Raw genomic sequence first — 14,476 nt, forward strand, 5'->3', positions numbered from 1 at the left:
TCATGACCCGATTTGTTTCTCGGCGAGCCGTGCTCGCTGGGGCCGCCACGGTGGTGGCCACCTCCGCCTTGCCTTTCTTGTCGGGCTGTGATGCCCCGGGGACGGGCAGCGCCTCGTCTGGCGGCAGCTTCAAGGGCGTGGACATCACGGGCGCCAGCTACGCCAAGGGCCTTCAGTTGAAGGACTTCAATGGACAAGTGCGCAGCCTGGCCGAGTTCAAGGGCAAGGTGGTGTTCCTGTTCTTTGGCTTCACGCAGTGCCCCGATGTGTGCCCCACCACCATGGCCGAGCTGGCCGAGGTGCGCCGCCGCCTGGGGCCTGATGGCGAGAAAGTGCAGGGCGTGTTCGTGACGGTCGACCCCGAACGCGACACGCCCGAGCTGCTCAAGGGCTACCTGGGCTCGATGGACCCGAGCTTTGTCGGCCTGACCGGCACGCCCGACGAGATCAAGGCCGCCGCCAAAGAGTTCAAGGTGTTCTACCAGAAGGTGCCCACCCAGAACGGCAACTACACCATCGACCACACGGCCGGAGCCTTTGTGTTCGACCCCAGCGGCCAGGTGCGCCTGTTTGTGCGCTACGGCATGCCGGTGGACGATCTGGTGTCCGACATCCGCCAACTGCTCTGAATCAGGGCGGCGCCCATGAGCGCCGGCCCCAGGGCGTCAGTCGGCGCCCACCAAGGCCAGCGTGTGCAGGCCGGCCCAGCTTTCGCCAGGTTGCAGCGTCACGGGCGACTGGATGCGCGCGGGCTCCACACACAGCATCTGTTGCCAGCCGTCGGGCGGCATGTCCTTCAGCGCAGCGCATTTTTCGGGGCCTGGGTTCCACACCACAGCGTCTTCAAAGCCCTGGCTGCGCAGGCTAAGTCGGCGCGGGCCGTCGCGCAGCAACAGGTCGGGGGCGCGGTGGTAGATGCGGTCCATCTCACCGTGGAAGCGCTTCTCCGGGTGGTCTTCCAGCGTCATGCCACCCAGCACGCGGTCCTGATAGCGACAGCCTTGCAAGCCCTCCAGTCGCACCTGCGTCAGGTCGGACACGGCCAGGTAGGTGTGCAAGGCGGCGGCAAAGTCCCAGGGCGTCTCGCCGGTGTTTTCGGCATACAGCTCCAGGTCCAGCCGGGGGCCGCCCACCGAGATGGTCAGCTCCAGGCGGAAGCCGTGGGGCCACAGGGCGCGCGTGTCGGCATCGTCGATCAGCACCAGCGTGAGCTGGGTGTGGTCGCGGCGGGCGTGGTGGCTGTCCACCTGCCAGGGCCGGGTGCGCGCCAGGCCATGGCGGGGCAGGCTGGTGTCGGGGCCCAGTTGCTCGAACTGGGGAAAGATCACCGGCACACCGCCGCGCACGGCCTGTCCGGGGCCGGCCACCGCGCGGGGCGACAGGTAGAGTTGCTCGCCGGCCCCCGCTGGAATCCACGACACCAGGTGGCCGCCATGCAAGAGCACGGTCGCGCGTGAGCCGTCGTTGGCGGTGATGGTCAGGGCCGGCTGGCCGAGCACGGTGCTCAAGCTGTCTTTCAGGGAATCGGGCAAATCGTTCATGCCGTGAGTATCCACCCTTCAACCGGGTCCACCTCGGCCGGCAGGCCCCAGCAGGGCGCGCCGGCCTCAGCTTGCTGATGAGCCCAGGCGGCTTGCAGCAGGCACAACACGGCGTCCAGCCGGTCGCCCATGGGGTCGGCCACCAGGTGGTCGCGCTGGGCGGGGCTCAGCTTCAGGCGCAGGCCCAGCCGGGTGCGACCTTGTTCCAGCGCGTCCACCAGGTCCATGCGGGCGATCAGGCGGGCTTGCTGTGCGGCTGTATCTGCCTTGGCGTCGGTTTTGTAGCTCCGTCGGCCCAGCACTTCGTGGGCCAGCAGGCCAGGGTAGGCCTCCAGCGCGACGGCCTCGGGCCGCCCAGGATGCAGGGCCGGCAGGGTGATGCCCGCTTGCACCAGTCGGGCCAGGCCTTCAAAGTACATCTTGCCCACGGGCACATAGCGGGTTTGCAGCGGGCTGGTGCTGGACACCCCGGGCATGGCCCCGTCGGTGCGGCGGTGCAGCAGCTTGCGGCCGGCCACGGGTGCACCAGGGCCTTCGGTGTGCCAGGTTTGCCCCCAGCCGTCCACCAGGCGCTGAAAGCCGGCACGGTCGCCACAGTGTTGGTGCAGGGCGCGGATCAGCCGGGATGCCTGGCTGGGCATGCCGTCTCCCAGTGGCTCGGCCAAGGCCTGGGGCAGTGTGCCTGGCCCTTCTTGCCCCAAGGCGTCGACGAAGCCACGCGGCAGGCCGAACGGAAAGTCGCACCCCATCACGAACCCTTCGCCCGGGGCGCGCAGCACCTGCACCCAGGCGTCGAGGGTCTGGAAGGTGTCCAGCCGGTCCAGCCGTACCACCGAGGCCGCGCGGTGCCCCACGGCCAGCGTCAGGGGCTTGCGCTGGCTGGGCGCGCAACTGAAATCCAGCCCCATCAGGGTGGTGGGCAGGGGCACGGCCGTGCTCAGCAAGGGCGGCTGATGATGGACGCGGTGGCGATCAGTTCTTCCAGCAGGGCCATCGACACGGCGCCGGGCACCGCGTAGGGGTCCAGCACGGGGCGTTCCGAGTACTTGAGCAGGATGGACGGATTGACCCGCGCCAGATTGACCTGCCCCATCGTCCAGCCGGCAAAACGCCGTTCGGTGATCTCGTCGTACTGCAGCAGCATGATCTCGCCATGCCGGGGGTCACGGCTGATGCGGGTGTAGAGCTCGTTGACGGCCTGACGACCACCTTCCAGCACCTGCATGAAGATGTCGCCGCTGTGGCACAGCAGGCCCGTGATGCCCAAGGCGGGGTTGTGACGGCGAGAGGCCAGCAAGATGCTGTCGATCACCTCGGGGCTCAGCGGGGTCGTGGCCCGGCTGGCATACAACAAACGAACCAGCATGGCCCATCACCCCTTGCGGTTGTTGACGAGGGAGAGGAACTCCCGCCGCAGGTTGGCGTCCTTCAGGAACGACCCGCGCATGACGCTGTTGATCATCTTGGAGTCCATGTCCTTGACGCCGCGCCAGTGCATGCAGAAGTGATCGGCCTCCATGACCACGGCCAGACCATCGGGGTTCATGCGCGATTGCAGCAACTCGGCGACCTGCGTCACGGCCTCTTCCTGGATTTGCGGGCGGCTCATGATCCAGTCGATCAGGCGGGCGTACTTCGACAGGCCGATCAGGTTGGAGTGCTCGTTGGGCATGATGCCGATCCACACCTTGCCCATGATGGGGCACAGGTGGTGAGAGCAGGCGCTGCGCACGGTGATGGGGCCCACGATCATCAGCTCGTTGAGCCGCTCGACGTTGGGGAACTCGGTGACCGCCGGGGCAGCGTGGTAGCGCCCCTTGAAGATTTCGTGCAGGTACATCTTGGCCACGCGGCGGGCCGTGTCCTGGGTGTTGTGGTCACTGTCGGTGTCGATGACCAGGCTTTCCAGAACGCCCCCGAGCTTGCCGGCGACCTCGTCCAGCAGCGTTTCAAGCTCGCCGGGCTCAATGAACTCGGCGATGTTGTCGTTGGCATGAAAGCGCCGTTGGGCCGCCTTGATCCGCTCGCGAATCTTGACGGACACGGGCACGCCCTCATCCTGTTGGGCGGCTTCAGCCGACGGTGTGGACGCAATTGGCATGGTGACGGCTCTCAAGGTGGGCGTGGTCATGGTTTGTCCAAAGGTTAGACGGGGAGGGCCAGGCTCGCAAGTTGGCCGGGCAGCAGCAAAGGTGACTGATCAGTCACCATGGACAACATGGTAGCCGTCTTGAACAGATGCTGTGCAAGGGGGCGCCCGGATTCCCCGCCTGAGGCAAGGTTGACGCAGGCATGACGCCAATTTTCTGCGGCGAATTGGTGTCAATCGGGGGTTTGAACCCGCGCCAGCCGCTGCAGCGTCGCCATCGTGTCGGCGTCTTGCAGCCGTTTGTCGGTGCGCCAGCGCAAGATGCGCGGAAACCTCACGGCCACGCCGCTCTTGTGTCTCGGGCTGGGGCCGATGCCTTCGAACCCCAGTTCGAACACCAGCGTGGGCTTGAGGCTGCGCACCGGGCCAAAGCGTTCCACGGTGGTCTGGCGGATGACCTTGTCCACCGCCTGCAGTTCGGCGTCCGACAGGCCGCTGTAAGCCTTGGCGAACGTCACCAGTTGCAATCCGCCGGGCTGTGGCGGCTGCCGCGTGGCGATGGCGTTCAACACGGCCTGCACCTCGTCGTCGTCATCGGGCGCCCGACTCCACACGGCAAAGGTGTAGTCGGTGTAGAGGTTGGCGCGGCGACCGTGTCCAGCCTGGGCGTACACCAGCACGGCGTCCACGGTCATGGGGTCGAGCTTCCACTTCAGCCACACGCCGTCGCCGCGGGTGCGGCCGCTGCCATAGCGGGCATCGCCGTGCTTCAGCATCAGCCCCTCCAATCCCGCGTCGCGGGCGCGCAGGCGCAGTGCCTGCCAGTCGCGCCAGTCGGTGGCCGGCAGCAATGGCGATGGGCTCAGTCCCAGCGTGGGGGAGATCTGATCGAGCACCCCGCGGCGCACCCGTTGTGGCAGCGTGCGCTGATCCTGCCCCTGCCATTCCAGCACGTCGTAAGGCACGAACACGACCGGGTGGTCGCGAACGATGGCGCGGGTCACTTGCTTGCGCCGGATGCGTGTCTGCAAGCGCGCGAAGGTGGCGGGGCGCCATCCCCAGGGCAGCAGGGCCGGCGTGGTGTCGTCGGGTGCCAGCATGTCCTGCACCACGATTTCGCCATCGAGCACGGTGCCGTCAGGCCACTGCTGCCCGTGGGCCACCAGTTCAGGAAAGGCGTCGTTGAGCAACTCTTCGCCACGCGACCACAGCCCCACCTGGCCATCGCGGCGAACGATTTGCGCGCGGATGCCATCGAACTTCCATTCAGCCTGCCAGTCGTGCACTGGTCCCTCGGGCAGTGCCTCCAGCGCGTGCGCCAGAAAAAACGGATAGGGCTGGATGCCTGCCATCCCGTGCTGTTCGGGCGATATGAGGCGCTCGAAGTCGGCGGCCAGCGGTTGATGCCGGGCGTCTGTGTAGCCCATCATGCGTTGGGCCACCAGGGCGGCAGGCAGGTCGGCATGGGTTGCCAGCGAACGAATCACCAACTGACGGCTCACGCCCACACGCCAGCCGCCGCCAATGAGCTTGAACAGCACGAATCGCTCGGTGGGTGTCAGACCCCGGCCCCAGGTGCTCAACTGCGCCAACTGCTCGTCCAGCGCTTGCTCGCGCCAGGGCAGGAGGCGCTCGGTCATCCAGCGATGCAAGGGGGTGTCGTCGTGGGTGTCGCCATGGGGCAGCAGGTGGGCCATGGTTTCTGCCAGGTCGCCCACCGCCGCATAAGACGCTTCGAACAGCCAGTCATCGATCCCGGCAGTGCGTGCGGCCCATTGGCGCAGTGCCATGGTGCTCAAGGTGCGGCGGGGACGACCGCCCGCCAGGAAATAGGCCGCCCAGGCCGCGTCGGCCGGCGGGGCCGAACGCCAGTAAGCGCACAGCGCGTCGACCTTGTGGCGGATCGACGTGCTGGCGTCCAGCGTCACATACAGTTGGGCGAAGCCTTGCATGCCGCCCGCATCGGGCCTGGGGGGCCGTTGGTCATTGACAGGCCGGCACGCCCGGGTGCTGCACACAGATGCGGGCGCGGCAGATGGCCGATTCGGCCCCGGTCATGCCCTGGCAGGCCTTGAAGAGCTCGGCCTTGCTGGCCGTGCGTGGGTCGTGTTTGGGGAACACCGCCTCCAGCAGCCGAACATCGGCAGAAACGCTCGTGGCGGCGGGACTGGCGGTCGCCATGGTCGGGGCAGGTTTGGGTTTGGGGGAGGGCGACGGTGTTGCCGGTGCCGCCGGCGTCAGTGCCGCCAGTGGTGCTGCCGCTGTTGGTGCAGGTGCAGGTGCCGGTGCCGGTGTCGTTGACGTTGTCGGTGTGCTGACCTTTGGTGCGGCAGCTTGGGCGTTCGCTGCCACCGAGGCCGCGGCCTCAGACGCTGCCGTCGCCACAGGGGGTTGTGGTGGCGTGGAGGTGACCACTTCAATGAGGGCGCCGTCCGCGTCAGGGGGGGACATCACCTCGGTCGTGTCCAGGGTCTCTTGGTGCAGCAAGCCGAAGGTCTCGGCCTCGGCCACCTCGGCGCTCAGAACGCCAGCGCCCGGAGGCTGACTGGACAGCAGGGTGTCCGGGTCGTTCGCCGCATCCTGGGTCGCCGGGGTGACGATGTCCCAGCGGGTCAGGGGCAACTCATTGTCACGAGACGACTTGATGATCAGGAAGACCGCCAACGCCACCGTGAACAAGCCCATGCCCATGAGGCCCAGCAACACATGAGACCACCAGCGCGTGGGCGGTGCCGAGCGCGCACCGGCACCTGTGTGCTGGCGTCCCTGCCGAGCGGTGGACGTGTGGCCGCGCGAGCGCCGACCCTCAAGCGACGACAGGATGCGGATGCGGTCGGGCTCCACGTCCACGACGTCGTCCTCTGCGCCCGCGAACAGGCTCGGACGGTCTGGGCCGGTCCGGCGAGTGCGTTGGTTGGCAGGATCTGGGCGGCGAAAATGGCCACCGGGCGTCGAAGTCAATGCAGCCCCTCGGGATAAGATGAACAGCGTGATGAGCCTGCCATTCTACGAAGTGGGCTCTGGAACACCAGCGCCGTGCTGGCGTTTCGCAAATTTTGGTTACATGAACCATGCAAGCAGGGTGGGTGTTGTTGTATTTCATGTTGGGTTGCGGCGTGCTCGCGATGCTCGCATTCCCTTGGCTGCGCGGGGCGATATGGCGACCCTGGCGGCAGTTATGGCGTCAAGGCTGGCCTGAGCCCTCTTTGTGGTGGTGGCGGATGCAGCGGCGGTGGCAGTCTTGGCGCGATCAACCCGACGTGCTGGGAGCGCCGCTGAGCGTCACGGGTCGGCGCCGTCTGGTGTGGTCGACGGCGGTCTTGCTCAGTGCCCCGGCGGCGCTGATTCTGGCATGGTCGGCATGGAACGAGCGCACGCTGGACGGCTTTGACGACCGCGTCGAGGCGGTCGATCCACGGCTGGCGCATTTGCTGGCCGGCGAGCAACTGTCGCCCCCCGCGCCCTTGCCGCCAGAGGTGTTTGCCACCGCCGAGGTCGAAATCGAGCGCCCGATGACGGCCACCGCCGATCGCCGCTGGGAGCAACTCCAGCCCGCATTCATGCAGCGTCTCTTGCGCATCTTCAAAGTGATGCAAGACGAGCATGGCTACGAGTTGGTGTTGCTGGAAGGCTATCGCAGCCCACAGCGTCAGGCCCAACTGGCGGCCCAGGGCACCCATGTGACCATGGCCGGCGCGTGGCAGAGCTATCACCAGTATGGCGTGGCTGCCGACGTGGCCTTCTGGCGCGACGGGCGCGTGGTGATTTCAGAGAAGGATGACTGGGCCGCTCGGGGCTACGAGCGCCTGGGGCAGGTGGCCGAGGCCCACGGACTGACCTGGGGTGGCCGCTGGCGGATGCGCGACCTCGGCCATGTCGAGTGGCGAACACCCGAAGTCCAGCAGGCCATGCGTGCCGCCCGGCGAGCCCCGCCAGCGCCGGCGTTCGAGGCGGACACAAGCGGTAACACCAACACCCCCTGAGGGGGGGGCGCGCATTGAAGCTCAGCCTTTAGACTGCGCCCCGCGCCGTTGTAAACGGTGACGACAACACAGACACCGCAGGGAGCACGACATGGGCAGGCCTTTCATCGTCCTGGGCGACGCCACGAACCATGGTGGGAAGGTCATCGAGGCCTCAGGGACCACCGACACGCACGGCAAGCGCATCGCCCGTGTGGGCGACAAGGTGACTTGCCCCAAGAAGGGACACGGCGGTACCACCGTGATCGTCAGCGGCGACCCCACCATGGTCATTGACGGCAAGCCTGCCGCCCGCCATGGCGACAAATGCGCCTGCGGCGCCACCTTGCTGTCCGCGCAAGCGGTGTCCACCGCTGGCTGACGCTGGTGATCTGTGAGGCGGCGGCGATGATGCAGGCAGACAAGGCATGAACAGGCTTCTTCGGGCGTCGGGTTTGCTGTTGCTGGTGGGCGCGCTGGTCTGGCTGGCCACCCTGTGGCAGTGGCAGACCAGCGGGCGTGATGTGTCCATGGCCGACATCGTGGTTCAGTTGCTGTTGCTGCCTGTGTTGCTGGTGGCCGCCTTTTTGGTGGCCGCCTGGGCCATCAAGCGTATGCGCCAGCCGCCTGTGGTGGCCAGCAGCAGCCTTGGCACCGCAGCGGCGCCAACGCCATCGACACCGCCGCCCGAGGTGTCCCTGCCTCGGGCCTGGGTGGTGGCCCAGGCGGTCAATGCCCCGGGGGCAGACGACGTGGCCGCGCTGTGGCGCGTCGTGCAGGGAGGCGACGCCATGCCCACACTGGACCCCGAGCTGACCGATGCGCAGGGCTTGCCCATTTTCAGTGGGCGTGGTCAGCAAGACGATTCGATCGCTGAAGCGCTGCAGGCTCCAGACGAAGGGGCATCGACCTGGCCCACGCCGGCCGACGGCCTGCCCTGGTCGGTGGGCGCTCAGCGCGCCTTGTGGCGACTCAAGCCCGTGCTGGCCCAGTTGCTGGAAGTCCTGCATGCCTTGCCACAGGCGGATGATCCAGCCCAGACCACCCCTGGCGGTCGCCCTGAGCTGTTCGAGCCGGCGTCCAACCACCTCTCGGGTGTGGCGCGCGCCGTGACGCCCGCCATGGTGCAAGCGCAGGCTGATCGCGCCCCCGTGCTCACGGTGCGTCTGATCCTGCCGGCTGTCTGGCGAGACGCCGAACGCGACGCCGCCGTGAACTGGGTTCGGGTACAGGCTGCCGAGGTGCTGGACTGGGCGAAAGCCCAACGTGCCCAGGGCATTCGATGGGTGACCGAGACACTGCCAGAGCCCGATCAGCTGTGGGCTGAGTTGAATCAGTTGCTGGTGCAGTGGTCGCGCGAGGCCCGTCCCCAGGCGTGTTTGCTGCTCAGTTGTGACAGCGCGCTCGACCCTGACAGGGTGGCGCAGTGGGAAGCCACCGGCACCTTGTTCACGGCCCAGCACCAGCGGGGCCGGGTGCCCGGAGAGGCCGCCGCTGGCGCGCTGCTGGTGCATCACGCCTGGCCAGGTCTGGACGGGCCGCACCAAGACCACAAGCCGGTGTGCTTGCTGGCGCCCTTGCAGGCCCGACGCGACAAATCGGCCGACGCCGTGGGCCGCGTTGGCCACCAACACCTGTTGGCCCTGCTGCAGGCCACGCAGCGCCTGGCCATGCCTTCGGGCTGGACGGAAGAACTGCTGCTGATCACGGATGCAGACCACCGGGCCAGCCGGGTTGCTGAGCTCTACGAGGCCTTGCAGGAAGCCGCCCCCGCGCTGGACCCGGACACCCAGGTCATGCGCCTGGGCTCCGTGTGCGGGGACCTGGGGCAGGCGCGTCCCGTTGTGATGCTGGCCTTGACGGCCGCCAGCCTTGGCCAAGAACCTTCGTGGACGACGGCACTGGCCGTGCTGCTTCATGACGCCCGTGACCGGGCGGTTTTGCCCCTTGTTCGCTCGTGGCCACCCGTCGCGGCGCCCGAACCATCTCCGGCGGAGGCTGCAGCCGACGCCGTGCCCGCTTGAACTGCAGGATTTGTTCATGCAACGTTTCTGGTCATTTCTTCTGGATCCACGGGCACTGACCGTGATTGGCGTGTTGGCCCTGGCCGCCTTGCTGCTGCTGAGCGCCGATGCCTTGCGCATGGGCCTGTATGGCGCCGCAGCGCTGCTGCTTGGCGTGATGGTGGTCTGGCTGTTTGTGTGGCTGGTGCGCCGCTGGCGGGCCCGTCGTGCGGCCCGCGCGCTGGAGCAGGCGCTGGACGCCCAGGCCAGCGACGCCGTCAAGGCGGCCGAGCACCGAGGCTCCGGCGCCGAAGTGGCGGCCTTGCGCGAGCGCATGGCCGAGGCGGTCAAGCGCATCAAAACCTCGCGCCTGGGTGAGCTGTCGGGTTCGGCGGCACTGTATGAGCTGCCCTGGTACGCCATCATCGGCAACCCGGCCGCAGGCAAGAGTTCGGCCATTGTCAAATCCGGGCTGAAGTTCCCTTTTGCGGAAAACACCGACCACGTCATCCAGGGCATTGGCGGCACACGCCATTGCGACTGGTACTTCACCAGCGAGGGCATCGTCCTGGACACGGCGGGCCGCTACGCCGTGCATGAAGAAGATCGTGACGAGTGGCTGGGTTTTCTCTCGCTGCTCAAGAAATACCGCGCCAAGGCCCCGCTCAACGGCGTGATCATCGCCGTGAGCGTGGCGGAGCTGGCCAACCACAAGGCTGATTTCGGCATTGAACTGGCCCGCAAGCTGCGCCTGCGCGTTCAGGAGCTCACCGAGCGCCTGGAGGTGTTCGTGCCGGTGTACGTGATGTTCACCAAAGCCGACCTCATCGCCGGTTTTGTGGACTTCTTTGAGGACCGTGAGCGATCAGAGCGTGACAAGGTCTGGGGCGCCACCTTGCCTTACCAGGTGCAGGGAAGGATCGATGCGGCCGAGGCCTTCGACCACCACTTCGAGGTGTTGTATCAGGGGCTCAAGGAGGCCTCCGTGGCCCGCATGTCGATGCACCGGGGTGAGCAGTTGCCCCCAGGGGTGTTGACCTTTCCGCTGGAGTTCGCTGCGCTCAAGCCCGCCCTGCGCACCTTCATCCATACGCTGTTCGAAGACAACCCCTATCAGTTTCAGCCTGTGTTCCGGGGCTTTTACTTCACCAGTGCCGTTCAGGAAGGGCAGTCCACCAGCCGCGCCAGTCAACGCGTGGCCGAGCAATTCGGCCTGCAGTTGCAGCCAGGCACCGCCGCAGCGGTGTATTCGCAAAGCGGGTTCTTTGTCAAAGAGCTGTTTTCGCGCGTGATCTTTGCCGACCGGCGTCTGGTGCAGCAGTACACCAGCCGCCACAAGCTGCGTTTGCGTTATGCCAGCTTCCTTGGTGGCGTGCTCTTGTTGGGGGCGCTGCTGGCGGGCTGGACGTGGTCCTACATGGGCAACCGGCAGTTGGTGGCCAATGTCGAGGCCGACCTGGTCAAAGCACAGCAGGTACAGACCCAGCGGGTCGATCTGCAATCCCGGCTGGAGGCGCTGGCGATCTTGCAAGATCGCCTGGAGCAGATGCAGCGTTACCGCGACACGCACCCCTGGTCCATCGGGCTGGGCCTCTACCAGGGCGACGCGATCGAAGACCGTCTGCGCGAGGAGTACTTTCACGGTCTGCGTGTGGTGCTGCTGCAGCCGGCAGCCCAGGCGATGGAGGCCTACCTGGCCGACGTCAATGCCCGGGCTGATGAGCTCAAGCCCTTGCAGCGTGGCCCCGATGGCACGCTCCTGGTGGAAGAAGAGTCCGCCCCCATGGCCATGTTGACTGCAGCGCCGCCAGCCGCCGGGCGGTCCCCGTATGCGCGCGCGTCCGCCGCCGATGTGACCGAAGCCTACAACGCACTGAAGGCTTACCTCATGCTGGGCGATCGAAGCCGCCTGGAGAGTGCCCACATGAGCGATCAGCTCACGAGGTTCTGGCGTGGCTGGCTCGAGGACAACCGCGGCAGCATGACCCGTCAGCAGATGATCCGACACGCCGAGAGCATCTTGTCGTTTGCGCTGGCGCAGGTCCATGCCCCCGAGTTTCCTCAGCTCGATCTCAACCTGGGGCTGCTGGACCAGACCCGAGACACCCTGCGGCGGGTCGTCAAGGGCATGCCGGCGCGCGAGCGCGTCTACGGTGAAATCAAGGCCAGGGCGGCCACCCGCTTCGCGCCGGTCACCGTGGCCCGGCTGGTTCAGGATGCCGACCGGCAACTGGTCAGTGGCAGCCATGCGGTCTCAGGGGTGTTCACGCGCGAGGCCTGGGAAGGCTATGTACAGGAGGCCATCAAGGAGGCCGCCAACAAAGAGCTGCAGTCGTCCGACTGGGTGCTCAAGACGGCCGTGGCCGACGACCTGACCCTCGAAGGCAGCCCGGAGCAGATCGAGAAAGTGCTGACCCGCATGTACAAGACTGAGTACGTGAAAGAGTGGCAGCGATTCATGCAGGGCATCACGGTGCAGGAATTCGGAGGCTTTGAACAGGCCGTGCTCAGCATGAATCGCCTGGGCGATCGCCGTCATTCGCCCGTGGGCGTGCTGTTGCAGACCCTGTATGACCAGACCTCCTGGGACAATCCCAGCCTGCTCAATGACCGCCTGGCCAGTGGCCAGACGCGTTTTTTGAGCTGGTTCAAACAGCGCATCATGAGCACCACGCCCAGCCGGGCCAATGTGGACGTGAACTTGCAGACCGACCAGCTCAAGGCCATTCCCATGGGCCCGATCGGGCAGGAGTTCAGCGCGCTGACCAAGGTGGTCATGGCGCGCGAAGGTGGTGAGCCCATGCTGAGCCGCTACCTGGCCGCACTGGCCAAGGTGCGCACGCGCTTCAACCAGATGAAAGCCCAGGGTGACCCTGGACCCGGGGCCCGCCAGTTGATGGCGCAAACGCTGGCCGGCCAGGGTGAGCTGGCCGAAGCCCTGCAGTTGGTCGATGAGCAGATGCTGGTGGGCATGAGCGAGTCTGCTCGCGCGGCCTTGCGGCCCATCCTGGTGCGGCCATTGATGCAGGCCTTTGCGGTGGTGGTGGCACCCGCCGAGCAAGAGCTCAACCGTGTCTGGACGGCGCAGGTGTATGAGCCCTTTCAACGCACCCTGGCCAACAAGTACCCCTTCGATCCCCAGTCGCGCATGGAGGCCAGCCCACAGGAGGTCGCGCAGATCTTTGGCAGCAGCGGCGCGGTCGCCCAGTATGTTGACAAGACGCTGACCGAGTTGGTGCTGCGCCGTGGCGATGTGCTGACACCGCGCGCCTGGGCCGACATCGGTGTGCGTTTGCAGCCCGCCTTTGTGCAGGGGGTGGCGGGTTGGTTGGCCCCGCTCAATGGGCAAGGCGCAGCCAACCAGGCTGGGGCGGGTGCCGCACCGCCCGCCGAGGCGCAAACGGTGTTCCAGATCCTGCCCCTGGCCGCCCCCGGCCTGACCGAGTATTCGGTCGAGGTGGACGGCCAGGTCATGCGTTACCGCCAGGGGGCCGCCAGCTGGACCCACTATGTGTGGCCAGGCCCCGGCACACCAGGCGCCCGTGTGTCGGCCGTCACCTACGAGGGCCGCACCATCGACCTGTTCAATGAGCCGGGCCGCTTTGGCCTGGAAAAAATGGTGAACGCTGCCCAGCGACGCAAGCTCGATGATGGCGTGTTTGAGCTGGCATGGGGCCAGGGTGAGCCGGTCGTGAAAGTGCGCCTGCGCATCATCTCCAATGTCAGCACGCAGGGGGCGTCAGCACCTGCTGCCAGCACTGGTGCCCATGCGAGGTCAGGCCCCACGGGCGCCTTGCCCGCCCAGGTGGCCGGACTGGACGTCAACGGAGGTCAACCATGAGCGTGGCGGCCACTGGGCTTCAAGGCGAACTGCTGTACTTTGGCAAGGTGCCCGCCCGGGGCGACTTCATCCGAAGCGTGCAGCATCCGGCGTTTGTGGATCAACTGGACCGATGGCAGTCGCAGCTGATGGACCGCCTGTCCACCGATCCCCGCTGGAAGCTGATCTACGACCAGGCCCCTGGCCTGGTGTTTGCGGTGTTGGGCACGGGCAGCCGCACGGCCCTGGCGGGGCATTGGCTGCCCAGCGTCGACTCGTCCGGGCGCCGCTTTCCATTCGTCGCGGCGGGCACGTTCGAGCTGCCGACCTCCAGCGCTCTTTGGCCTGCGGTGCCCATGGCCCTCGACCGCCTGTGGTTGCGCGTAGAGCAGGTGGCCCGCGTGGCCCATGCGGCCACCGCACTGGAGCACGCGCAGGCCAGCCTCAACGCCCCGCTGCCATGCGCGGTGGATGTGGACGCTGCCATGTCTGCGCTGGCCGATTTTCTGGACAGCCACACGCTGGCCAGCCTGGAGCAAATGCTGCATGCCGTGGGGTGCGAGTGGTCGGTGCGCCAGTCCATGCTCGCCCTGGGTCTGTTGCTGACACCGGCCATGGCCCAAGGGGCGGGCCGCCTCACCAAGGTCTTGCGTCTTCCGTTGCCGGCAGAGCCAGCCGTGCGCACGGCGGTGGCTGCCTGGTGGCTCAGCCTGGTCCATGGATTTTTTGACCGGCATGCCTTGGAGCTGGGTGTGTTCATCGTGCCGCGTGAGCGCGGCGCGGAGCTGTTGCTGGGCTTCCAGGGCGCTTCGGCCGTTGGCCTGCTGGCCGCCATCGATGCCCAGGCCAAGGCCACACACACGGTCAGCCTGGATCAATCGGAGTGGGTGGAATCCGACGTCGCACAGGATGCCGGCTTGCGCAAGCTGTCGAACTACCTGCGTGATCCGGGGCTGTCCTTGGGGCAGGCCTTGGCCATCTACCGTGAAGTCTTTCTGGGGGTTTGACATGTCTGCATGGGGAAGCTGCTTTCGACAGAGGGCTGCATGGCGGTGGCCGGT

At 66.8% G+C, this 14,476-nt stretch carries 12 protein-coding genes; 6 read left to right on the forward strand and 6 right to left on the reverse strand.

All coding sequences use genetic code 11. The annotated features are described in order from the left end of the window. The first annotated feature begins 2 nt into the window (after positions 1-2). Positions 3-629 carry an SCO family protein gene (locus WNB94_RS12395; RefSeq protein ID WP_341390718.1) on the forward strand — a complete coding sequence of 209 codons (627 nt, stop codon included), beginning with the start codon at positions 3-5 and terminating at the stop codon, positions 627-629. A gap of 36 nt (positions 630-665) precedes the next feature. Here WNB94_RS12395 and WNB94_RS12400 read toward each other — a convergent pair whose 3' ends face one another. The 6 genes from WNB94_RS12400 to WNB94_RS12425 form a co-directional block, all read right to left on the reverse strand. Beyond that, complete coding sequence (locus WNB94_RS12400; protein ID WP_341390719.1) at positions 666-1,541, reverse strand: D-hexose-6-phosphate mutarotase; 876 nt, start codon at positions 1,539-1,541, stop codon at positions 666-668. After that, on the reverse strand, positions 1,538-2,485 hold the full coding sequence (locus tag WNB94_RS12405; protein WP_341390720.1) for a DUF429 domain-containing protein: 948 nt from the start codon (positions 2,483-2,485) through the stop codon (positions 1,538-1,540). The genes WNB94_RS12400 and WNB94_RS12405 overlap by 4 nt, the downstream gene beginning before the upstream one ends. After that, entirely contained in the window at positions 2,479-2,907 is a 429-nt protein-coding gene (locus tag WNB94_RS12410) for a BLUF domain-containing protein (protein ID WP_341390721.1), read from the reverse strand. Before WNB94_RS12410 ends, WNB94_RS12405 begins: the two co-directional genes overlap by 7 nt. A gap of 6 nt (positions 2,908-2,913) precedes the next feature. Beyond that, positions 2,914-3,642, reverse strand: coding sequence for a GTP cyclohydrolase I (folE, locus tag WNB94_RS12415; RefSeq protein ID WP_341390857.1), 729 nt, complete (start codon positions 3,640-3,642; stop codon positions 2,914-2,916). 221 nt (positions 3,643-3,863) lie between these two features. After that, complete coding sequence (locus tag WNB94_RS12420; RefSeq protein WP_341390722.1) at positions 3,864-5,582, reverse strand: ATP-dependent DNA ligase; 1,719 nt, start codon at positions 5,580-5,582, stop codon at positions 3,864-3,866. A 31-nt stretch (positions 5,583-5,613) separates the two neighbouring features. Next, a complete protein-coding gene (locus WNB94_RS12425) occupies positions 5,614-6,480 on the reverse strand; it encodes a hypothetical protein (RefSeq protein ID WP_341390723.1) in 867 nt (288 codons plus the stop codon). Positions 6,481-6,755: 275 nt separating this feature from the next. Between WNB94_RS12425 and WNB94_RS12430 the strand changes: the two genes are divergently transcribed. From WNB94_RS12430 to tagF, 5 genes are all read left to right on the forward strand, one after another. Then, on the forward strand, positions 6,756-7,613 hold the full coding sequence (locus WNB94_RS12430) for a M15 family metallopeptidase (RefSeq protein ID WP_341390724.1): 858 nt from the start codon (positions 6,756-6,758) through the stop codon (positions 7,611-7,613). A gap of 91 nt (positions 7,614-7,704) precedes the next feature. Beyond that, a complete protein-coding gene (locus WNB94_RS12435) occupies positions 7,705-7,974 on the forward strand; it encodes a PAAR domain-containing protein (RefSeq protein WP_341390725.1) in 270 nt (89 codons plus the stop codon). Positions 7,975-8,020: 46 nt separating this feature from the next. After that, positions 8,021-9,616, forward strand: coding sequence for a hypothetical protein (locus tag WNB94_RS12440; protein WP_341390726.1), 1,596 nt, complete (start codon positions 8,021-8,023; stop codon positions 9,614-9,616). A gap of 16 nt (positions 9,617-9,632) precedes the next feature. After that, positions 9,633-13,436 (forward strand): type VI secretion system membrane subunit TssM, encoded by a 3,804-nt coding sequence (gene tssM / locus WNB94_RS12445; RefSeq protein WP_341390727.1) that lies wholly within the window; start codon positions 9,633-9,635, stop codon positions 13,434-13,436. Continuing rightward, the gene (gene tagF / locus WNB94_RS12450; RefSeq protein ID WP_341390728.1) at positions 13,433-14,422 is read left to right on the forward strand and encodes a type VI secretion system-associated protein TagF; all 990 of its coding nucleotides are present in this window, start codon (positions 13,433-13,435) and stop codon (positions 14,420-14,422) included. Before tssM ends, tagF begins: the two co-directional genes overlap by 4 nt. Positions 14,423-14,476: the final 54 nt, after the last annotated feature.

The sequence above is a fragment of the Aquabacterium sp. A3 genome, assembly GCF_038069945.1.
In the GTDB taxonomy this organism is placed as follows: domain Bacteria; phylum Pseudomonadota; class Gammaproteobacteria; order Burkholderiales; family Burkholderiaceae_C; genus Aquabacterium.